At 34.4% G+C, this 20,419-nt stretch carries 23 protein-coding genes; 7 read left to right on the plus strand and 16 right to left on the minus strand.

Annotated features, from left to right (window positions below; genetic code table 11):
* Positions 1 to 470: 470 nt before the first annotated feature.
* Positions 471 to 1,385, plus strand: coding sequence for an iron-hydroxamate ABC transporter substrate-binding protein (locus tag FS486_RS00590; protein WP_144509311.1), 915 nt, complete (start codon positions 471 to 473; stop codon positions 1,383 to 1,385).
* 123 nt (positions 1,386 to 1,508) lie between these two features.
* On the opposite strand, the gene FS486_RS19900 is transcribed toward FS486_RS00590, so the two are convergent.
* The 5 genes from FS486_RS19900 to FS486_RS00610 form a co-directional block, all read right to left on the minus strand.
* Positions 1,509 to 1,679: a hypothetical protein gene (locus FS486_RS19900; protein ID WP_186321278.1), complete on the minus strand. Its 171-nt coding sequence runs from the start codon at positions 1,677 to 1,679 to the stop codon at positions 1,509 to 1,511.
* 292 nt (positions 1,680 to 1,971) lie between these two features.
* On the minus strand, positions 1,972 to 2,382 hold the full coding sequence (locus tag FS486_RS00595) for a hypothetical protein (protein ID WP_144509312.1): 411 nt from the start codon (positions 2,380 to 2,382) through the stop codon (positions 1,972 to 1,974).
* Positions 2,383 to 2,781: 399 nt separating this feature from the next.
* On the minus strand, positions 2,782 to 3,618 hold the full coding sequence (locus tag FS486_RS00600; protein ID WP_144509313.1) for a YitT family protein: 837 nt from the start codon (positions 3,616 to 3,618) through the stop codon (positions 2,782 to 2,784).
* Positions 3,619 to 3,720: 102 nt separating this feature from the next.
* Complete coding sequence (locus FS486_RS00605; protein ID WP_144509314.1) at positions 3,721 to 4,632, minus strand: LysR family transcriptional regulator; 912 nt, start codon at positions 4,630 to 4,632, stop codon at positions 3,721 to 3,723.
* 212 nt (positions 4,633 to 4,844) lie between these two features.
* The gene (locus tag FS486_RS00610) at positions 4,845 to 5,270 is read right to left on the minus strand and encodes a nucleoside 2-deoxyribosyltransferase (RefSeq protein ID WP_144509315.1); all 426 of its coding nucleotides are present in this window, start codon (positions 5,268 to 5,270) and stop codon (positions 4,845 to 4,847) included.
* A 142-nt stretch (positions 5,271 to 5,412) separates the two neighbouring features.
* Between FS486_RS00610 and FS486_RS00615 the strand changes: the two genes are divergently transcribed.
* The 3 genes from FS486_RS00615 to FS486_RS00625 all read left to right on the plus strand — a co-directional run bounded on the left by FS486_RS00615 (position 5,413) and on the right by FS486_RS00625 (position 7,584).
* On the plus strand, positions 5,413 to 6,078 hold the full coding sequence (locus FS486_RS00615; RefSeq protein ID WP_144509316.1) for a VTT domain-containing protein: 666 nt from the start codon (positions 5,413 to 5,415) through the stop codon (positions 6,076 to 6,078).
* Positions 6,079 to 6,242: 164 nt separating this feature from the next.
* Complete coding sequence (locus FS486_RS00620) at positions 6,243 to 6,515, plus strand: alpha/beta-type small acid-soluble spore protein (RefSeq protein WP_144509317.1); 273 nt, start codon at positions 6,243 to 6,245, stop codon at positions 6,513 to 6,515.
* A gap of 190 nt (positions 6,516 to 6,705) precedes the next feature.
* Positions 6,706 to 7,584 carry a YgaP family membrane protein gene (locus FS486_RS00625; RefSeq protein WP_260857983.1) on the plus strand — a complete coding sequence of 293 codons (879 nt, stop codon included), beginning with the start codon at positions 6,706 to 6,708 and terminating at the stop codon, positions 7,582 to 7,584.
* Between the two features lie 60 nt (positions 7,585 to 7,644).
* Here FS486_RS00625 and FS486_RS00630 read toward each other — a convergent pair whose 3' ends face one another.
* The 4 genes from FS486_RS00630 to FS486_RS00645 are packed head-to-tail and all read right to left on the minus strand — an operon-like array spanning position 7,645 to position 10,384.
* Complete coding sequence (locus FS486_RS00630; protein ID WP_144509318.1) at positions 7,645 to 8,391, minus strand: CPBP family intramembrane glutamic endopeptidase; 747 nt, start codon at positions 8,389 to 8,391, stop codon at positions 7,645 to 7,647.
* A 55-nt stretch (positions 8,392 to 8,446) separates the two neighbouring features.
* Complete coding sequence (locus tag FS486_RS00635; protein ID WP_144509319.1) at positions 8,447 to 9,145, minus strand: hypothetical protein; 699 nt, start codon at positions 9,143 to 9,145, stop codon at positions 8,447 to 8,449.
* Positions 9,142 to 10,017 (minus strand): ABC transporter ATP-binding protein, encoded by an 876-nt coding sequence (locus FS486_RS00640; RefSeq protein WP_144509320.1) that lies wholly within the window; start codon positions 10,015 to 10,017, stop codon positions 9,142 to 9,144. Before FS486_RS00640 ends, FS486_RS00635 begins: the two co-directional genes overlap by 4 nt.
* On the minus strand, positions 10,007 to 10,384 hold the full coding sequence (locus FS486_RS00645; protein ID WP_144509321.1) for a GntR family transcriptional regulator: 378 nt from the start codon (positions 10,382 to 10,384) through the stop codon (positions 10,007 to 10,009). The genes FS486_RS00640 and FS486_RS00645 overlap by 11 nt, the downstream gene beginning before the upstream one ends.
* 185 nt (positions 10,385 to 10,569) lie before the next feature.
* On the opposite strand from FS486_RS00645, the gene FS486_RS00650 reads away from it, so the two are divergent.
* Complete coding sequence (locus FS486_RS00650) at positions 10,570 to 11,418, plus strand: PD-(D/E)XK nuclease family transposase (RefSeq protein ID WP_144509322.1); 849 nt, start codon at positions 10,570 to 10,572, stop codon at positions 11,416 to 11,418.
* Positions 11,419 to 11,486: 68 nt separating this feature from the next.
* Here FS486_RS00650 and psiE read toward each other — a convergent pair whose 3' ends face one another.
* Positions 11,487 to 11,939 carry a phosphate-starvation-inducible protein PsiE gene (psiE, locus tag FS486_RS00655; protein WP_144509323.1) on the minus strand — a complete coding sequence of 151 codons (453 nt, stop codon included), beginning with the start codon at positions 11,937 to 11,939 and terminating at the stop codon, positions 11,487 to 11,489.
* Positions 11,940 to 12,132: 193 nt separating this feature from the next.
* Entirely contained in the window at positions 12,133 to 13,047 is a 915-nt protein-coding gene (hprK, locus tag FS486_RS00660) for an HPr(Ser) kinase/phosphatase (protein WP_144509324.1), read from the minus strand.
* Positions 13,048 to 13,295: 248 nt separating this feature from the next.
* On the opposite strand from hprK, the gene FS486_RS00665 reads away from it, so the two are divergent.
* Positions 13,296 to 13,967: a DUF421 domain-containing protein gene (locus tag FS486_RS00665; protein ID WP_144509325.1), complete on the plus strand. Its 672-nt coding sequence runs from the start codon at positions 13,296 to 13,298 to the stop codon at positions 13,965 to 13,967.
* 84 nt (positions 13,968 to 14,051) lie between these two features.
* Here the strand turns inward: FS486_RS00665 and FS486_RS00670 are convergent, their stop codons facing one another.
* Positions 14,052 to 14,939: a LysR family transcriptional regulator gene (locus tag FS486_RS00670; RefSeq protein WP_144509326.1), complete on the minus strand. Its 888-nt coding sequence runs from the start codon at positions 14,937 to 14,939 to the stop codon at positions 14,052 to 14,054.
* Between the two features lie 116 nt (positions 14,940 to 15,055).
* Between FS486_RS00670 and FS486_RS00675 the strand changes: the two genes are divergently transcribed.
* Positions 15,056 to 16,246, plus strand: a complete 1,191-nt coding sequence (locus FS486_RS00675) for a coenzyme F420-0:L-glutamate ligase (RefSeq protein ID WP_144509327.1) — start codon at positions 15,056 to 15,058, stop codon at positions 16,244 to 16,246.
* A gap of 18 nt (positions 16,247 to 16,264) precedes the next feature.
* On the opposite strand, the gene FS486_RS00680 is transcribed toward FS486_RS00675, so the two are convergent.
* The 4 genes from FS486_RS00680 to FS486_RS00695 form a co-directional block, all read right to left on the minus strand.
* Positions 16,265 to 17,353, minus strand: a complete 1,089-nt coding sequence (locus FS486_RS00680; RefSeq protein ID WP_144509328.1) for a sensor histidine kinase — start codon at positions 17,351 to 17,353, stop codon at positions 16,265 to 16,267.
* The gene (locus tag FS486_RS00685; protein ID WP_144509329.1) at positions 17,350 to 18,027 is read right to left on the minus strand and encodes a response regulator transcription factor; all 678 of its coding nucleotides are present in this window, start codon (positions 18,025 to 18,027) and stop codon (positions 17,350 to 17,352) included. Before FS486_RS00685 ends, FS486_RS00680 begins: the two co-directional genes overlap by 4 nt.
* A gap of 20 nt (positions 18,028 to 18,047) precedes the next feature.
* Positions 18,048 to 19,796 carry an ABC transporter ATP-binding protein gene (locus tag FS486_RS00690; RefSeq protein WP_144509330.1) on the minus strand — a complete coding sequence of 583 codons (1,749 nt, stop codon included), beginning with the start codon at positions 19,794 to 19,796 and terminating at the stop codon, positions 18,048 to 18,050.
* 129 nt (positions 19,797 to 19,925) lie between these two features.
* A complete protein-coding gene (locus tag FS486_RS00695; RefSeq protein ID WP_144509331.1) occupies positions 19,926 to 20,234 on the minus strand; it encodes a hypothetical protein in 309 nt (102 codons plus the stop codon).
* Between the last annotated feature and the right edge of the window lie 185 nt (positions 20,235 to 20,419).

Below are 20,419 nucleotides of genomic sequence, written 5' to 3' on the forward strand. Positions count from 1 at the left end.
CAACATACAAAACTGTCTCAGCGGCTCTCCCCGAAAACAAACCATTTTGACATATGTAATAGAAGATATGTATTCTTTAAGATTTGTCAGCAACATTATTTGTTATACAAAAGATGATTTTTTACTAACCTCAACCTCCATATCTACAACCCCTGCATTACTACTATCTCGTTTTTGCTATTGTTGCATGCACTCCTTCTGCAAGGCTTTGTAAAATGAAATAGGCTTTTCTTTGTATTCATATTAATCGCTCCCTATTCCTCCTATCTAAATTTAGATATTCGTCATTGTTACTGAACTTTCTTTTATCACAACTTATAAAACAAATACTATTTTTCCCGACTGAATACAATTTAATAAATTTATTGACAATCTTTATTATTGCAATTACTATTTGGTCATAGTTAATTGAAAATGATTATCATTATTATCATTTAACTCACACTATATTTGGATAAGGAGAAAACACTTTGAAAAAGCTATACATATCAGCACTATTCTTGTTTGTATTCATCTTAGGTGCTTGTGGAAATGATGAATCTGTTAAAAAAGATACGGAAACAAAAAACGAGAAAGAAACATTTACTTATCAATCAGAAACTGGACCGATTGAGATACCTAAAGAACCCCAAAGAGTAATTGCACTTACTAATGGCCCTAATGCGTTAGCTTTAAATGCTCACATTGTCGGTATTGATGAATGGACGAATACGAATCCACTTTTTGAGGAAAAGCTTGAAGGAGTAGAAGTCGTATCAGAAGATAACTTGGAGAAAATTATTGAATTGGAACCAGACCTTATCATAGCTGGATCTTATATGAAGAATATCGATAAACTAAATGAAATTGCTCCTACCGTTGTTTACACATGGGGAAAACTAGATTATTTAACACAGCAAGTTGAAATTGGTAAGCTGTTAAACAAAGAAAAAGAAGCGAATGAATGGGTCCAAGATTTTCAAGAGCGTGCAAAATCTGCTGGAGAAGCAATTCGCGCAAAAATAGGTGAAGAGACAACTGTTTCTGTAATTGAAAGTGGAGATAAAGAGTTTTATGTATTTGGGAATAATTACGCGCGAGGAACGGAAATATTATATCAAGCAATGGAATTGAAGATGCCTGAAAAAGTTAAGGAACTGGCACTTGAATCAGGTATTTATACTTTTTCAGCGGAAATGCTTCCTGATTTTGCGGGTGATTATGTAATCTTAAGTAAAAATCCAGAGACGGATAATTCATTTATGGAAACAGGCGTATGGAAAAACATACCTGCAGTTAAAAATGATCAAGTCTTTGAAATAAATACTAAAGCATCTACTTACAGTGATCCAATAACATTAGAGTATTTACTAGATTTTTTTGAAAAATCATTTCTAAATAAATAACATGTTTTTAGCTGAATCCCGATTGGATTTGCATACCCGCAAAACATTGTAGAGGATCGATTAGATATACACAAAAAAGAGGTGAGTCATTATTGATACACTCACCCCTTTTCATGTGCTGTTCTAATCCTTTTTTTTCGGCTTGTTTTTATTAATTTCTTTTGTTACCTTGTTTTTAGATATCTCAATAAATTCTTCAGCAAATTCCTCGTCTGGATTATTTGTGGGATTTTTATACAGTTCGAAACTATCATGTGTTCTAATATTGGTTGTCTTATTGTTATTTTTACTCATGGATATTCACCTCCTAGAGTCTAATTTGCTCTATGTTAAGGATTTTATTCTTACCCGAGTTAGTAAACAGTATGCATGAGGACTTTTAGATGGTTTTCAAATCTGGGAACAAAAGCTAAATCATTTTTAAACCTTGAATGGCATAAAGCCACTCAAGGTCGAATTTTGTGCTTTTAGCTTTTCTGCGAACTGTTGAAGGTTCTCGGAGGAGATTAAAAGAATTCACCTCAACCGATAAACCTATAATTTTTTTTAAAACTATGTTCAACAAATCACAATAAATAAAATACATCTAATCAGCCCTATATACTCCCCTAATTTTTTTGACAATTTCACCTGGTCTTTTAAATTTAACTGCTTTTTTCATACCTTCTAATTTCATCAGCTTTCGAATAATCATAAAACCTTTGTTAAATAGTGCCGTATTTTCAACAATATCAATGATGACTGCTTCTAAAAAAGCAATACTACATACAATAATTAGTATAATAAAAACTATCATATCGTAAATGCTGTCAAAGGAATTTGGTTTATAAGAAATAAAATTGAGTTTGATATAAAAAAAGAGCATACCAACACCAAACGAAAACACCGGAATATATTTCATTAGGCTTTTAGATACCTTTTTTCCTAAGTAGTAGGTAACACATGCTATAAAAAGCATTAATGCGAAACAAATAAGTATGGCAATTTTAAAACTCATTCTAACACCTCTTTCATAGAATACTTTTCTTTTATTAGTTACCACAAAATAACCATTACAGTACTATATTCGTTAAATAATAGAAATAACACATTATCATACGTGATTATAAATAAGTAAGAGATACATATGACGTTAGACTAACTGGTTTTAATATTATGCTTCTATATGAAGCTTTCCCAATATTTAAAGAGTTCAAACGGAATCAGATGCTTTATTTAAGTCGTTCTCTTAATAAAAAAAATAACCCATTTGAGTTTAAGCTCAACCGGGTTATTCTATATAGTTCCACGCATCCACTATTTCAATTAGTATATGGATTGACTTTGTCCACTAAATATCTTACCTAATTTATTTTTCATTAACGCGGATAGAATAAATACTTAAAATTCTTTCATTCTAACTAACACTGAAACTACTACCTAATACATCGCGGACTTCATGGACGACAACAAACGCCTGTTCATCTACGCTACTAACTGTTTGTTTTAATTGAACTAGTTCTTGTTGGTTGATAACAATGTAGAGGACTTCTTTTTGGTCCTGGCTATAGCCCCCACGACCTTCTAGTATCGTTACTCCACGCGACATATTTGCCACGATAAATTGGCGGATTGCCTCCGAATGTTCCGAAATAATCGTCACTGCTGTCCGATTATTCAATCCCTCAATTACATAATCGATTACTTTGGAACCTAAAAATACGGCGACTAAGGTGTACATTGCTTTTTCTTGTCCAATGATGAACACGGAACCAGCAATTACGACAATATCAATGATTAGAACACCTTTCCCTAGACTCCATCCTAAATACTGATTGGCTAAACGTGCTAAAATAGCGGAGCCTCCAGAAGTTCCCCCTGCCCTAAACATCAAGCCTAAACCAAGCCCAACAAATACCCCTGAGAACAGTGCAGCAAGCAAGGTGTCACCATTCAATTGATGACCTACGTCTTCCGTTATGTAAAGAAAAAAAGAGGAGAAGATAATTCCAAGTACTGTGTAAATCATTGTCTTTCTATCAAAAAACTTATAGCCTATCACTAATAGAATAGCGTTGATTATTAAATTTACAACACCAGGTGACCATTCAAATAAATAATAGGTAATAACGGTGACGCCTATTACGCCCCCTTCGGATAAACGGTATGGAATTGCAAAATAGTTAATACCAATTGCAAATAATAGAGATCCTATAATAATTAATAATATTTCTTTGATACGTTGTGGTGCCATGTTATGTTATTCCCCCTACCAATAGACAAGCAAAAATTCAGCTTTCTCCCGTTTAACTAAACATCAGCGGCGGCTGAAGACCACCTACTGTTTGCATTTACTTTATGTAGTTAACTGCCGGTCTTCCGACTCCCATCCCTTTGCATGTTTCTCGATTATTTCAATTAATTTATTCATTGCTGGCGTTAGCCATTTATCCTTGTGATACGCAAGTTGAGTAGTAACAAATTCCTCGTTATGTACCCAAGGCAACGCAATTAAGCTGCCGCGCTCTAGTTCTTCTCTAACCGTCATCAATGGTAAATAAGAAAGACCTAAGCCGCACTTCACTGATTGTTTAATAGCTTCGATATTCCAAAAAGCGATGCGTGAACAGCCCACGCCTTCTTCCTTAATCCATCTTTCTAATAAATCACGATAGCTACCAGCTTCCGTTAGAAGCAATACTTCGCCTTCTAAATCTTTTGGAGTTATAACTGTTTTCTCACATAGGCGGTGACCTGCCGGTGCGATCATTACTAACGTCTCCTTCACTAAATCACTGGTAACAATATCCGATCCTAATTTTTCTGGATTTGTAAATAAAGCCAGGTCAAATTTCCCGGATTTCAATTCATTGTTTAGCTCTTGGCTTTCGGATGGTTGTAAAATAAGCTGGACATTTGGATACATCCTTTTAAATTCAAACAAAATGGTCGGCAACCTATATACCATTAAAGATTCATTTGCTCCAATTAATACGGTCCCCGATGGTTCATTATTTAATCGTGATGAATCGACAGCTTCTTGATACAGTTGCAAGATTTCCTTTGCATAAGAAGCTAAATGTATGCCGGCATCCGTTAAAACAACTGTTTTTCCTAGTCGATCGAAAAGTCGGTTACCTACTGCCTCTTCTAAAGCTTTTACATGATTCGTAACTGTTGACTGTGTATAACCCAACTGCTCTCCTGCACGTGTAAAACCACCACAATCAGCCACAACCAAAAAAGTCTTTAAATTGCGAAGTTCCATAACTAATTCCCCCATACGATAATATTCCTCATATTGTATAGGAATCTGATTCAAAAGACGATATTTTTAACCGCCAAGAGATATTATAGTATCTATTTCAATATTAATGAAATGAATTATTCTAATTAAAATCATTCAAAATATTAGGGTTTCCGTAATTTAAAATAATAGGACACTTTGGATGTAAAAAAAGTCCGAAGTGCCCTATTGTTTTAGAGCATATCACCTGAATAAAACGAACTTACTAGTTGATCAAAATTATACTCTTCAAGTTCTTCCAATGTGATATTCGCGTGTGCACCTTCATGTACCATTAAATTACTGTTATCACCAACATGGACTAAAATAACTGGTTTGTCAGTAGCGTAAGCATAGCCAAGTTCCCAAGCCGTTCCACTATCTGAATAACTACCATGATAAATCCCTACAACAATTTCTGACCACTTAATATGTTTAATATCATTCATAAATGTTTCGATTGACCATTGTCGGGAACCAACTTGAACTTGTTCGTCGATTGGATTTCTCAATGGTGAAAATACCTGAAGTTTCTTTTCTCCTAAAATTTTCTCCACTTTTTCCAAATATCCAACCTCTGTCTCATTAAAAAAAGGGCTAGCTAAATAAACTCTCTTCATTTTTAATTTCTCCTTCTTCGATTTCAAAACTTCTTATTTCCTTTTAAAATCTGAATTAATTTTTTTTTTCTTTTTTACTATAACTTTGATAAACTTTCAAGCATACAATTGGAAGCACTAGTTTTAAAAAGGAGGCATATTCTTGCATAACATTTTTCATATGATACAGTCAATCGATACCGAACTGAATCATTATATCGCGCTTTTTGGAAAACAAATATATGGCATTTTATTTCTTATAATTTTTGCGAAAACGGCTTTTGTAGTTCTAACCTTTTTACCAGGTGATGCAACCCTGTTTGCAAGTGGTACGATTGCAGCTATCGGACATTTGGATTTCCCTTTTTTATTAATACTATTCTTTATTGCGACAGTTGCTGGTGATGCTCAGAACTATTTTATTGGTTATATCCTTAGCCTTTCTTCTAAAAAAACAAATAAATTTTCCCCTCTAAATCATATCTCTAATAAATCGATTGAAAAGACTAACAAGTTTCTGATGAACTATGGTAAATACGCGATTATGTTTTCGCGTTTCGTGCCCTTGCTTAGTACAACTTTGCCATTCATTAGTGGGTTTACAACTTATTCTTTCAAACGTTTTATTACACATAATATTGTCGGTGCCCTTATTTGGACTATTATATGGGTTGGTGCAGGCTTTTTACTTGGTAACATTGCATGGGTAGAAGCTCATCTTTTCATATCGTTGCTAGGAATTACAATCGTTAGCTTTGTTCCCCCTATAATCATGTTCTTAATTGAGTATTCGAAAAGAAAATTTTCAACTTCCTATTTAAACAATTAATTAAAAACCCCGAATAGTCATCTTTTATAAGTGTTGACCATTTGGGGTTAAATTATTTAAGAGCGTTTATTTAAATATGTGAAAGATAATTATTGATGCGCTTGAAAGAGTAATGTTTCATTTTACGGAAAGACTAAATATTAAATTAAAGGAGTGAAGAAAAAATGGCCAATAAAAACAAAATATTAGTACCTTCTGCACGTGAGGAATTGGATAAGTTAAAGGTTCGTGTTATGAAGGAACAAGGTTATGACGTAAAAAGTAATAATCCTAATGATGTAAAATACGAAATTGCAGAAGAATTAAATATTCCTTTAAACAAAGAATATAATGGCAAACTCACATCTGAGCAAGCAGGAAAGATTGGAGGCCCAATTGGCGGTAGTATGGTAAAAGAAATGATTAGAATGGCTCAAGAACAAATGATGAAAAAATAAAAGCTGTTGATACTCGTTTATCAGTGGAAATTATACCCACGCCTTCCCATGATTTAGACGCATAAAGAAAGAAGGATTGGGGATTCTAATGCTGAAATGGATGAAGATGATTTCCTTTTCTTCTTCTCCATTTGTAGTAATTTTTATCGTAAGAAAAAATTTGGAATCCAAAGATAGGAGGTCTACACGGATGGCACATAACCAACAAAACCTTAGTCCTGGCACTGCATTTGTTCGCTTCATGTTAGGTTCCGTAATGACCGCTTATGGTACCGTACGACTTTTACGCGAACCAAAAAGCAGAAGTGGAAAGATGCTCGTCTTATTCGGTGCGATGAAAACAGCGGAAGGTGCAACAAAGTTTTGTCCAACTAAAGCGATGGGTACTATTATGGAGAGCATGATGAATGAAAACTCAACTCAAGGTACCCAATCCAATACAGGTTCTGCAATGAATAGCAGTGCTCAATCTGGACAAAATGCTTCTAATAGTGCGGGGCAAATGAATGCCAGTATTATGCAAATGGTTGGAAGTATTGCACAAAAATTAACAAGCGGAAATTCGTCTTCAAGTGCTTCGTCAAGTTCGCAAAGTTCAGGAGGCACACAAACTAGCAGCACTGGATCAAATGCTATGGGAACAGCCGCTCAAACAATTGGCAATATCGCTCAAACAGTCGCACCACAGGTTAGCCAAATCGTCAAAGAGGTAGCAGGCATGGGTAGTTCGCAAAATGCCAGCGGTACAAACAGCGCCCAAAAACAAGCATCAGGGTCAAGTGGAGCAACAAACAAGAACCCAGGGTCAAATGCAGCTAGTAAAAATGCGGAGAGCGGAACAACAAATGCGAAAAAAGATGCTTCTGCAAATAGCGCAAATACAAAATCAGCATCAGGCAGTAGCAATAACAAACAAGCTTCTTCAGCGAAGGATAACAAAGCATCTAAATCAGATACAAAACAGCTTGTAGATGGCTCTGCTAATGATTCAAAGCTAGATCCATCGGTAATTGATGCTATTTCTAAATCAGGGCAAAAAACTACATCTATTCCAAACATTCTCCAATAACCTAAAAACATACCCCCGCGAATTGTGGAGGTATGTTTTTACTTTACCGGAAAACTTCCTTTAATGATCATTAACCAACGTTTTTAAATTATTTGATTGCTTACTTTGAAAAGACAATGAATAATATATTGCTGTAATACATAATATCCCCATCACAATACAATCAATAAGAGCGTTAGACCCACCATCACCTAAAAATTGTATGAGATTATGAATACTATGGAAAATTATTAAGGGATATATATTTCCGGTTTTTAGAAAAAGTTGAGCTAATACAATTCCAATTAATAATGCGTAAATCAATTGTAGTCCAGTTTGCCAAATTCCTTGACCCGATAGGAGATTTAAAATATGAGAGAATGAAAATAAGGCACTTGAGATTAAAATTGCTGAAAAATTGCCCAAAGGTAATAATAGTTTAACCATTATTCCTCTATAAATACTTTCTTCTACAAATCCTACTAAAATTACAAATCCAATGTAAGAAGTAACGATTTCTAATGGCTTTGGACTAAAACCTTGTAAACATAATACCGCGAGAATAATTACAAGCGGTATATAGTATAACCAATTCTTCAAAGGCAGATTTCTTGTAAAGCCAAAGTAAACCCATTTTCTCTTCCAAGTAAAATAAATTATTAAAACAATTGCAGTAGGTACAAATGAAATTACAACAGGAGAATTGTAGCTCAATTCCTTAATAGTCGCTATCGCTCCTGCGATGAACAGTAACAGAAATAAACATGCTTCAATCAGTAAAATGCATTTTATAGGATGTTTTTGTGCATAACTCAATTCTTTTTCCATTATTCATTTTCCTCCAAATATTATATTTCATCCCAATAAAACAAGTTCTATAATATTATTTAGTAGGAATGATAAACGCTCGTCGCATTACCATCCAACTAAATAGAAATAAAAGCAAACTGAATAGCAACAAATAGAAAAAATAAAGTATACCCTCCACACCAAAGAAGTTTTGTATAAAGGTAACAATAAACCTAGAAGTGCTAGGAATAAATGTCACAACAACTATAGGCATAATAAAGAAACTACTAATTACTAGGCCACAACGAAATAATATAGTAGAAACAAACAACGCGATACTTGTAATTGCCAAGCAAATACTAAAATCAATATAGGTTCTACTTATAAAAGTATCGGTAATATCAGTAAACTGTCCAAAACTTGAAAAATGAATGCTAGTTAGAGCCAACCACTTAACTATTCGGACAAACAGCTCTAAAAAGATGTTATTTACTACCGACATAAGAAATGAAAAAAGAACGAAGAAAATCGAAGTGACTAAAAAATATATTTTTCTAGTCGCCCCCCACTGAATGAGATTGGGAAATGAAGAACGGAGCGATTGATATCCAATAATAGCTACAAATATATAAATTGGAATACTATTCAAATAAAAAATGTTCGCATCCTCAAAAGAAAAACCTATAATGATCCCCAATATAATCGTAGCGATGTAAATACTCCAAAAGATAAAGAATGGTTTACGAATATCTATAACTAGAAATTTAAGTATTCCGACATATATACCATTCATTGCACAACCTCCTTGACTGTGTTTTTAGTCAATTGAATTAACAAATCTTGAATGGATAAGGCAGTAACCGTTAGTCCTAGCTTTTGTACATCTTTAGAAGATAAATTTGGGTCATAAAGCATCACGGTTTGAATATTGTTAAAACAGTTTTTTCCTAATATATTTTTCCCTTTACTAAAATCAGCAATTAAATCCACCGGTCCTTCCACTGCATATCCCGCTTTCCTAAGCGTCTCTGCCTCCTCATGAATAAGCAACCCCCCATCTTTTAAAATTATTATCTCTTCAAATAGGTTACTTATTTCATCTATTAAGTGAGTCGATAGAATAATAGTTCGAGGATATTCGCTATACTCTTCAATTAACAGATCGTAAAATTGCTGTCTAGCTACTGCATCCATGCCAATATAAGGTTCATCAAAAATGGTAATGGATGATCTACTTGCCAAACCGACAATTACGCCTAATGAAGAAATCATCCCTTTTGATAACGCTTTAACATACATCGATTTATCCAGATTAAATGATTTTACTAACACCTCGGCTAAAGAACTATTCCAATTCGGATAAAATAATGCACTTAACTGCAATACTTCTCGAATTTTGAAATTAGGTTTGAAATTCCCTGCCTCTTTAATGAAACAAATTGATTTTACAGTTTCATAATTATCAAAAGCAGGCTTTCCATTTAACTGGACCATACCGGATGTGGGTAATAATTGACCTGCTAGTTGATGCATCAAAGTCGTTTTTCCTGCTCCATTTCTTCCAAGTAAACCGATAATTTTATTGGATTGGATTGTAAAGCTTATATCATTTATCGCTTTTTTCCCATCATAAAGTTGACTAATATGACTTACTTCAATTTTCATGATTCCTATCTCCCTTTTTAATAAAAGAAATGATTTCGTCCGTCGTTAAATGTAACTTTTTCGCTTCCTTGAGTAATGGTGTGATAAAATCATCCAAAAACTTCTCTCGATGTTTTAGAACAAGCTTTTCTTTGGCACCTTCTGCCACAAACATTCCTACTCCACGTTTTTTAAATAAAATATTTTCATCGACTAATTGATTTATTCCTTTTGCAGCAGTGGCAGGATTTATTTGAAAATGGGAAGCAAATTGATTCGTAGATGGAACTTGCTCCCCTTCTTTCATCGTGCCATTTAGTATCCCGTCCGTAATGTATTCAGCAATTTGGATAAAAATTGGTTTTGCTTCATCTAGTTTTAGTTTCATTACTTCTCCCTTCCCCAGTTAATTACTCATGTAACTAACTATATAACCTAGAACATGATACGTCAACTATTAAACGAAAAATTCAGAAAATAATAATACTTTTTTCGTTTTATAATATTAGTTGTCAATATATTTGAATAAACAGAATATATGTTCTACAATAAAAGAAAGGATAGGGGTGACTTATGTTGAAAGTTAAAGAATCCAACCATGCATACACGAAGAATTTACTAGACCTTAAAAATAGTTACGTTTTTAAAAAAGTATTTCGAAAAGAAACAAACCGTGATCTTTTGCTAGATTTTCTCAACTCATTCCTAAGACAAAATATAGTAGAAATTATTCAAGTGAAGGATTCGAAGCACTTAGGACATGAATTTTTTGAGGAATTTTCTATCGATGTAAAAACGGACAAAGAAGAGCTTTTCAATATTGAGCTTCATCTTGTGCAATCGGATGAATATCAAGAACAAATAATGATTAAGTGGATGAAAGAATATGTAAGGGAAGTACAGCTCGGTTATACAGGGAACATTCCAAGAATAGTTATGTATTTATTTGATTTTAATAAGGTTTTATCTACCCGACATAAAGTTCAAAAAGCACTAACACTCGATGGAAATTTCTATTCTAATCATTATGAAATACATGCCATTCATATGGTTAATTATATTGAGGAAGAAAACGAATCTAACAAACGGAAATGGCTCGATTTTCTAATCGGAGACTACCAAGTAAAACAAGCACTCGCTACTGATAAACCTTTCTTCGAGAAAGCTTTAAAAAGTCTTATCCAGCTAAATTTAGATGAAGTTTTCGTTTCAGAAGCCAATGAATTCTTAACTTCATTGAAAGAAGTATATTATTATAGATATCGTAATATGGACATAAATAAATGGAATATAGAATTAGATCGAATTCACTATCTAGTCACTGCCTCCAGTCCAATGTCATATCAAGAGATTGCAACTCATTTTGAGCTTCCATTGATTGAAGTCATTGCAAAATCGAAGATGTATAGTTTCTTTTATTAATTTCTTAGTTATATATTTGAAAGTTTCGAAACGATGTTATCTTCCTTTCAGCGATCATCTTATATGGTTCAATTACTTTTTTCTTTTAAAAACCAATGACGTTTAGGTCTTTCCAGCGGAGTAATATTCATAATGAAATAACCAATGATTAATATAAGAATGACGATTGAATATATCAAAGTATCTATCGGGTGATCATGTTCTACTATAATTAGTCGAATCATCGCGGTAATTCCAACATACAAAAAGTACCTCAGTGGAAAATGATAATTTTCTTTGAAATACTTAACAATCATCGTAATAAATTCAAAATATAAAAAGAAGATGAGTATATTGGCTAGAAATAGCTTGTAATCACTACTTTCGACTGTCATCAAAATCTTTAAAAATACGGTTAATTCTTTCATCAGGAGAAATGATAGTATTAACCCTAATAGTATTAAACAAGAGTTTAAAAATAGTTGTAACACTTTAGGTATCATATTTAACACTATTGAGAGCTCTACTTTTTTCTTATTCATACAGCTCCTCCATTCTATTGCTTCCACGTTTATTATACAATAACGCTTGTAAATTCCATGTTAAATTCCTATTAGTGAGATCTTAACACTTCATACGAATAAACACGTTACATTGAAAATGCCAAGTACCTCATAATTCTAGAGAACTTGGCATTATTTTATATTTGAATTGTAAAGCACAAGTCTTTCATAACTAATCGAAATCTTGCTCAAGACGTTTCACAAATTCCTCGGCGGCACTATATCCTTGTTGTTTTAAATACCAGTTATTTGCCGCTGCTTCTATTAGCCCCGCAACATCTCGGCCCGGCTGTAATTGAATTTGGATGTGCGGTATTTGGACGCCCATGTATTCGGTAAATTTCGTCTCCAGCTCCAACTCATTATTCAAGGCATTATGCTCCCATTTCGTCAATTCAATATCAAGAGCAATTCTTGTTTCATCTTGAAATGCAGCCCTTCCGTATAGGCGTACGACATTTAGCAATCCTATACTACGCAAAGCAAGAAATTCCTTGTTTTTCTCATTATGTGATCCCAGTAGCGTTTGTGGACTTAATTTCTTTAATACGACAATATCATCCGCTACCAATCGATGCCCTCGTCCGATTAAAGTGTGGGCTGTTTCACTTTTTCCGACACCGGACTTGCCTCGCAACAAAATTCCAATCCCTGATACATTGACACACACACCATGAATTGCAATCTCCTCGGCCATTGCCTTTACAACAAATGCATCCAATTTTGCACTTACCTCACTCGTTGAGTCATGTGTACGCAATACTGGGATTTTCTTTTCCACGCAATATTGAATAAGACCAAGTGGCTCTTCTTGATTTGATGTAATTATTATACAAGGGGGGTCGTATTGAACGATGTTTCCAATCCGTAGCTTGCACTCTTCCTCAGAAAGAGTATGTAAATAATTTATCTCATTCTTTCCTAATATTTGAACATGCTCCGTTGCAATGAAATCGAATTTGTCCATGAATTCTAATCCCGGTCGACGTACTTTTGATTTTTTTAAAGTTCGACCTAATTGATTATGTCCCGTCAACACATCAAATGAAAATCGATGGACAATATTTTCTACCGTAATTGTTTTCATACTTCTACCACTCGCCTTCTAAATTACACCTTGAAACTTTAAAATACTTTCATTTATTTACCATTAAATTATTAGTAATAATACCTTAATAACTCACTCATCACAAGTATCTATTCAAAAGACACAAAACATTTACAAAGACAAAAGAGATTCCCTAATAAATGGATGAAAAATACATGCTAACTAATGCTTATATACACCTATAAAGGGGTATATTCTTGTATCACATCAAATCGGGGGGATCTCAATTGTATCTAGATACTTTACTAAAACTTAGTGTGGGACTTGTCGCTTTGTTGACAATCATACGGCTTCTCGGTAAAAAAGAGCTCGCCCAACTAACACCATATGATTTTATATATACTCTTATTCTCGGTAGTATTCTAGAAGAAAGTTTGTTTGATCAGAAGATAAAAATTACTCATTTCTTGTTTGCCATTTCAGTTTGGGGAATCTTAATCTTTTTAATAGAACAAGCGACCAAGCAATGGAATCCTATCCGAGTACTTCTAAAAGGAGAACCAGTCAAACTGATCAGTGATGGGAAACTAGATATGCAAAAGTTTAATAAACACCATTTAGAAATGGAACAGCTACGTTCAGCTCTTCGTAAGCAAGGAATATTTTCACTTCGAGAAGTGCGAGACTTGTTTTTAGAGCCAGGCGGAGATATAACGATCAATAAATATGTACTGTATGAGCCAGTCACAAATAAAGATATTACTACAAAGCCACAAGATCAAGAACCTACCATTCTGTTAATAGATGAGGGAGATATAAAAGAAGATATACTAGCCTACATAAAAAAAGATTATTCATGGTTAATGACGAATCTTATGGAAAATGGTTATAATGATCCGAAAAGCATTGCTTATTGTGAATGGTCAGAAACGGAGGGCTTTTTTATTAGAAGTTATTAATAAGAAATGCAAAAACTCCTCCCGCGTTCCCATCTAGAGAAAAATGTTATATAAGGAAGCAAATACAACGTTTTTCTCATACATTCATAACTTTGCTTCTATGAGTTCCACAAATTTTTTAGAAGCTGGTGACAGAGAAACACTTTTCAAAAAACATACGCCTATATTTCTCTTTGGTATATTTTCCGTTAAAGGTACCTCATATAAGAGCCTCTTATTAAGGTACTCTTGCGAAAACTCTTTTGTTACACACGCTATTCCCAAATTGATGCGAGCAAATTCCAACAATAAGTCATGGGAACCTAATTCAAACTCAGGAGATATCTTAACTCCTTTAGATTCCAAATAATCGCCGACAAACTTTCTAGAATTTGAATTGGGTTCCAATAATATCAATGGTAGCCTCACTACTTCCTCAAAACTCAATGGCTTAGTTAGTAAATGCTTATATTTTGCTCCGCAAACAAATATATCATGTATTTCAGAACATGGTATTTGCTCTAATGTCGAATCATCAAGTGGAAAATTACATAAAGCAATATCAATTTCACCAGATTTCACCATCGAGCAGAGCTCAAATGTTGTACCATTTTCAATTTTAAATTTAATGCTTGGATATTGAATATGAAATGCCTCCAAATAAGGAAGTAAATAATACCTTGAAATGGTATCCCCTACCCCTATTTTTAACTCTCCTGTTGTTAAATTTTTAAATTCTAAAATTTTTTCTTCTCCTACATCGATTAAATTGATAGCAGAATTTACGTACTCAAATAGAAGGCTTCCTTCGTTTGTTAAAGATACTCCCCTTGGTGTTCTATTAAATAGTCGTATATCTAATTCTCTTTCCAATTGCATGATGGACTGACTAATTGCAGGCTGTGTCATGTATAAATCCTTTGCAGCCTGCGAAAAGCTTTTACAGATCGCCACTTTACAAAATACCTTATATAAATCTAATTTACTTACCATATAAGCACTCCTTATAACAGCTATTCGATATATTCATTTTACTTATACCATTAATTCCGTGTATAGTACAAGTAGGAACAAGAATAATACTTTATAGCTTGTAAGGAGCGATTATTTTGGAAAGAGTAGTTGGAACAGTTGTGAGAGGCCTTCGTTGCCCAATCATCAATCAAGGAGATAATATCGAAGAAATCGTTGTAGATAGCGTGTTAAAAGCTTCAGAAGTGGAAGGTTTTAACTTTCAGGACAAAGATATCGTAACGCTAACAGAGTCTATCGTTGCGCGTGCTCAAGGGAACTATGCATCGATCGATCATATTGCAAAAGATGTGCAGTCAAAATTTGGAGATGAAACAGTAGGTGTAATCTTCCCTATTTTAAGTCGCAATCGTTTTGCAAACATCCTTCGCGGAATAGCAAAAGGAGCGAAGAAGGTTGTATTAATGCTTAGCTATCCATCAGATGAGGTCGGCAATCACTTGGTTGATATAGATTTACTTGACGAAAAAGGAGTAAATCCTTGGACAGATGTTCTAACTGAAAAACAATTCCGCGATTATTTTGGCTATATTAAACATACGTTTACTGGAGTCGATTATATTGAGTATTATAAATCTTTAATTGAGGAATTCGGTGTAGAATGTGAAGTAATTTTCTCCAATAATCCAAAAACCATCTTAGATTATACTAAAAATGTTCTTACATGTGATATCCATACAAGATATAGAACGAAAAGAATATTAAAAGCAAATGGCGGCGAGAAGATTCACGGCTTAGATGACATCTTATCTTCTAGTGTAAATGGTAGTGGATACAATGAATCTTACGGTCTACTTGGTTCCAATAAATCTACAGAGGATAGCGTGAAACTTTTCCCTCGAGAATGCCAACCAATCGTCGATAAAATCCAGCATATGCTTAAACAAAAAACAGGCAAAGATGTGGAAGTAATGATTTATGGAGACGGAGCATTCAAAGATCCTGTCGGTAAGATCTGGGAACTTGCAGATCCAGTTGTATCTCCAGCATACACAGCGGGTCTCGAAGGTACTCCTAATGAAGTAAAATTAAAATATTTAGCGGATAATAATTTTGCTGATTTAAGAGGAGAAGAGCTCAAACAAGCAATTTCTCAATACATTAACAATAAAAATGAAGATCTTGTTGGAGCAATGGAAGCGCAAGGAACTACACCTAGAAGATTGACTGACCTGATTGGTTCTCTATCCGATTTAACTTCCGGTAGTGGTGACAAAGGTACACCAATAATATTTATCCAAGGTTATTTTGATAACTATACAAAATAATATATAAAAAAAGCAATGCTAATTTTTACTAGCATTGCTTTTTTTAGCTATCTCTCCTTGGCTAATAGGCATTCTAGCTATAAAGGTAGTCCCTTCTCCAATCTTACTTTGAACGGAGATACTCCCACTGTGCATTTCTATAATTTTTTGCACAATGGAAAGTCCTAAGCCACTTCCTCCATTCGTTGCAGTTCTCGATTGATCCGATTTAAAGAAACGCTCAAAAATATGCTTTTGATCTTCCTCTCGGATTCCTATACCAGTATCTGCAATTGAAATAACTACCTTGTCATATTGCTTTGCCAGATGAATACGAATCGTTCCTTCAATGGGTGTGAACTTTATACTATTATTAAGTAAATTGATCCATACTTGATTCATCAAATCTTCATCCGCATCCACTATAACTCTTTCCATTTGAATATCCATCTCAATATTTTTTCCTACCCAGCTAGGCTCACAGGCTAGCACAACATTTCGCAATTGTTTATCAAGACGATATTGTTTCGGTTCAAATGGATGATGTTGAGATTCTAATGAAGTCAGTTTTAGCAAATTATCGCTTATTTTAGACAATCGGTCGCTTTCCATCTCAATAATTGTTAAATAGTGTAGACGTTTTTCATCTGTCAGATCAATGTTCTTCAATGCTTTTGCAAATCCATTAATCGAAGTCAAAGGAGATTGAATCTCATGCGAAACATTGGATATAAATTCTTGCCGCATTTTCTCCATCTCTCCTAATTCTACTGCCATATTGTTTATACCACTAATGAGCTGTCCAAATTGATCATCCTCGCGAGTTTTAAAGTCCAGTTGTACGCTAAAGTCTCCCATTGCTATTCGTCTTATCGCATCAACAATCGATTCCCAATAATTTCTCTGTCTTTTTGATCCTATAAAAAAAATCACTGTTGCTGTACATCCAAAAAGCAAAAACACAACTAACACTGTATAGAGTTGTTGCCAAAAACCTGTTGGATACACATCTAACCAGTTATAAATAATAGAGGTGATATGAAAAGAAAGAAACGCAAAAAGTGTATTAACTACTAAGAAAAGAATGAACACCATTGCTTGTTTTCTAATAATTTTTCTTTTCTTCATATATCTAACTCCAGTCGATAGCCCAGTCCACGGATAGTTCGTATAGTAAAGGCACTTTTTTCTTCTGGAAATCGTTCACGAAGCCTTTTAATATGGACATCTACTGTACGCTCATCCCCTTCATAATCAAATCCCCAAATATCTTCAATCAATTGTTCGCGAGAAAATGTTTTTCCCGGATGACTCGCCAAAGTGAATAATAACTCGAATTCTTTTAGACGTAGTGTAAGGTTTTCTCCTATATAAACAAGCTCATACGTATTGCGGTCCATCCAGACATTCCCAACTTCTACTGTTTGAGACAACGAAATACGATACCTCTTTAAAATAGATTTAACGCGAACAATTAGTTCCTCAGGTTCAAATGGTTTGACAATATAATCATCCGTACCAAGATTAAACCCTTTTACCTTTTGGGCGGTTTCTCCTTTAGCGGTGAGCATAAGAATCGGTAGATTTTCATTATAACTTCGTATTTCTTTACACAACTCCCACCCATCCATATTAGGCATCATCACATCCATAATGACCATATCTACTTTTTCATCCGCGAGCTTGGATAGTGCGTCTACACCATCCACCGCTTCTAGTATCTCTAAACCTTCGTTTTGCAAAAATACTTTTACTAACTCTCTAATATGTTCCTCGTCGTCTACTACTAATAGTTTAGTCATAGCAAAAAGTCCCTTTCCACTTATTCTTCAATACGTAATTGTTGTTTTGCAAACTCTCTATACATGTCATGAGTTTGAAATAACGTATCATGTGTCCCTTTTCCCGTAATATGCCCTTTTTCCATAAATAATATATTATCTGCATCGACAATCGTAGAAAGACGATGGGCTATTACAAGCGTTGTTCTACCTTTCATTAAATTATCAAGTGCTTTTTGTACATAGATTTCTGATTTACTATCCAGGCTAGAAGTTGCTTCATCCAACATTAAAATCTGTGGATCACGTAGTAATGCTCTTGCAATTGCAATGCGCTGTCTTTGGCCACCAGAAAGTTTAATCCCTCTTTCTCCCACTTCCGTATCCAACTTATCCGGAAGTGCTTGAATAAACTGATCAGCATAAGCCATTTCCACTACTTTTTCAAGCTCTGCTTCATCTACTTCCCTTTCGATACCATAACAGATATTTTCTCGTATTGTTCCGGACAGTAGTGCACTTTCTTGCGCAACATATCCAATTTTACCTCTCCAAGAATGTAAAGAAAATGTATCAATTGGGGTATCTCCAAGCTTTATAGTTCCAGCAGTTGGTTGATAGTATCGTTCTAGCAGCGAAAACGTTGTTGTTTTCCCACCACCGCTCGGACCAACAATAGCTGTTACTTTACCTGGTTCAATCGTAAAATTAATATCGGATAAAATTCTCTCTTCTCCATAAGCAAAGTCAACATGTTGCACATGAATAGGCTCATTCACTTTTTGCAACTCTTTACCGGCATGCACATCTTCTTCTGCATGTTCAAGGACCAAACTAATACGCTCCGTTGCCCCCATTGCTTTTTGCAATTGTGTAAAGAACATCGTCAACTGTGTCATCGGTATAATAATTTGTATTAAATATAAGATAAAAGCCACCATATCCCCCGCGGTTAAATCTCCAGAAGATACTCGAACGCCTCCATATCCGATAATAGCTACAAGTACAACCATCAACACAAAAGAAACTAATGGTGTGATAAGCGCATATATTTTTGCTTCTTTCAAACCAAATTGGAATAAGTTCATAATTCCTTTTTTACCACGACCATACTCTAGATCCTCTGCATTGGAGGCTTTCACTAAGCGTGTTTCCGGTAATACTTGATTTAACACAGCAGTAAACTTTGCTGTTTCATCTTGCATTCCCTTGGAAATAACAAACATTTTTTTGCCTAATAACATTAATATCAACATTGCAACTGGGACTGCTATAAGCATAACTAAAGTCATTTTCCAATCCAAAAACAGGAGAATTGTTACGGAGCCGATAATCGCGATGATTCCAGTCAAACAGTTCGCTAAATGTTCCGTAATGAGTTCCTTCACAACTGCTGTATCATTCGTTACCCGACTAAGAGTCTCCCCTGTGTCATTATTATCATAATAAGGAATTGGCAGATGCAATAACTTTCTCCATAAACGATCACGGAGACTCGCCACTACATGATGACCAACCCTGTTCAATAAATAGATGGATAATCCACTAGCGATCGCTTGCGCAATAAAAGCAACTACTAATAATATAATTTGCCAATAGTTTAGGGAATCTATTGAGAAACCGTCCACTAATTCTTTCGTAAATAATGGAACGATAAATCCTACTCCAGTAGTCGCAAAGCTCATACATAATGCAATGATTAATAATAGCTTAGGTGGTTCCGTTTCTTTTATTAACTGAAAAAACTGTCGCCAGTTTTTAAGCTTAAAATCTTTTTTTTCTTCTTTCATTGTTTCAGTTCCTCCTAACATTCTTCCTTACAAAACTTACTTTAACATCTCTTTATGAACTGAATATGAAATGGTTCACAATCTAAAAAGACGTTCACCGAACGAACAGTGAACGTCTTTTTTGAACAATTATGCAAAATCGGTTTGACTAGTTTCTGGTTTTGCAGCATCAATCATTAGAAAAATTGCAGAAATTATATGCATAATCATTCCGACAAATGGTATCCATGCAATACAAGATGTAACAATCCCTAATACACTACCAGTAATAGTTCCACCTTCGTTTTTAGTTAGAACAAGTGTTGTAATATGTAATATCAACATTACAAGCAAAGGTATCCATAAAAAACTAATAACAATAGTTGCTCCCAAAATCGGTATACCTAGCAGAGCTTCTAAACCACCAGTGACCCATTTTAATACTTTGGATGCCGGCATTCCTCAACAACCCCTTAAAATATTTTAAGAAAACTGGATATAATTTCTATTGAATATACCACATATTTCCCAATATGTCTCTAAGTTTTCGAAATTTTATGTAGACTACTTATTTATTTACTATAAATGGTCCTTTGATGGAACTTAATGGCTATGCGAGACCAATTGACTGACTAGAGCAATCA

The sequence above is a fragment of the Bacillus sp. FJAT-22090 genome (assembly GCF_007676755.1).
In the GTDB taxonomy this organism is placed as follows: Bacteria; Bacillota; Bacilli; order Bacillales_A; family Planococcaceae; genus Psychrobacillus.

What these genes read in the sequence shown, in the direction of transcription:
- FS486_RS00640 (WP_144509320.1), bottom strand. Translation starts at nt 10,017, where the DNA reads ATGAAAATTGAAGTAAGTCATATTAGTCAACTTTATGATGGGAAAAAA.
- FS486_RS00595 (WP_144509312.1), bottom strand. Translation starts at nt 2,382, where the DNA reads ATGAGTTTTAAAATTGCCATACTTATTTGTTTCGCATTAATGCTTTTT.
- FS486_RS00635 (WP_144509319.1), bottom strand. Translation starts at nt 9,145, where the DNA reads ATGAATGGTATATATGTCGGAATACTTAAATTTCTAGTTATAGATATT.
- hprK (WP_144509324.1), bottom strand. Translation starts at nt 13,047, where the DNA reads ATGAAAACAATTACGGTAGAAAATATTGTCCATCGATTTTCATTTGAT.
- FS486_RS00605 (WP_144509314.1), bottom strand. Translation starts at nt 4,632, where the DNA reads ATGGAACTTCGCAATTTAAAGACTTTTTTGGTTGTGGCTGATTGTGGT.
- FS486_RS00690 (WP_144509330.1), bottom strand. Translation starts at nt 19,796, where the DNA reads ATGAAAGAAGAAAAAAAAGATTTTAAGCTTAAAAACTGGCGACAGTTT.
- FS486_RS00600 (WP_144509313.1), bottom strand. Translation starts at nt 3,618, where the DNA reads ATGGCACCACAACGTATCAAAGAAATATTATTAATTATTATAGGATCT.
- FS486_RS00625 (WP_260857983.1), top strand. Translation starts at nt 6,706, where the DNA reads ATGGCACATAACCAACAAAACCTTAGTCCTGGCACTGCATTTGTTCGC.
- FS486_RS00610 (WP_144509315.1), bottom strand. Translation starts at nt 5,270, where the DNA reads ATGAAGAGAGTTTATTTAGCTAGCCCTTTTTTTAATGAGACAGAGGTT.
- FS486_RS00670 (WP_144509326.1), bottom strand. Translation starts at nt 14,939, where the DNA reads ATGGTAAGTAAATTAGATTTATATAAGGTATTTTGTAAAGTGGCGATC.
- FS486_RS00645 (WP_144509321.1), bottom strand. Translation starts at nt 10,384, where the DNA reads ATGAAACTAAAACTAGATGAAGCAAAACCAATTTTTATCCAAATTGCT.
- FS486_RS00680 (WP_144509328.1), bottom strand. Translation starts at nt 17,353, where the DNA reads ATGAAGAAAAGAAAAATTATTAGAAAACAAGCAATGGTGTTCATTCTT.
- FS486_RS00650 (WP_144509322.1), top strand. Translation starts at nt 10,570, where the DNA reads ATGTTGAAAGTTAAAGAATCCAACCATGCATACACGAAGAATTTACTA.
- FS486_RS00630 (WP_144509318.1), bottom strand. Translation starts at nt 8,391, where the DNA reads ATGGAAAAAGAATTGAGTTATGCACAAAAACATCCTATAAAATGCATT.
- FS486_RS00685 (WP_144509329.1), bottom strand. Translation starts at nt 18,027, where the DNA reads ATGACTAAACTATTAGTAGTAGACGACGAGGAACATATTAGAGAGTTA.
- psiE (WP_144509323.1), bottom strand. Translation starts at nt 11,939, where the DNA reads ATGAATAAGAAAAAAGTAGAGCTCTCAATAGTGTTAAATATGATACCT.
- FS486_RS00695 (WP_144509331.1), bottom strand. Translation starts at nt 20,234, where the DNA reads ATGCCGGCATCCAAAGTATTAAAATGGGTCACTGGTGGTTTAGAAGCT.
- FS486_RS00620 (WP_144509317.1), top strand. Translation starts at nt 6,243, where the DNA reads ATGGCCAATAAAAACAAAATATTAGTACCTTCTGCACGTGAGGAATTG.
- FS486_RS19900 (WP_186321278.1), bottom strand. Translation starts at nt 1,679, where the DNA reads ATGAGTAAAAATAACAATAAGACAACCAATATTAGAACACATGATAGT.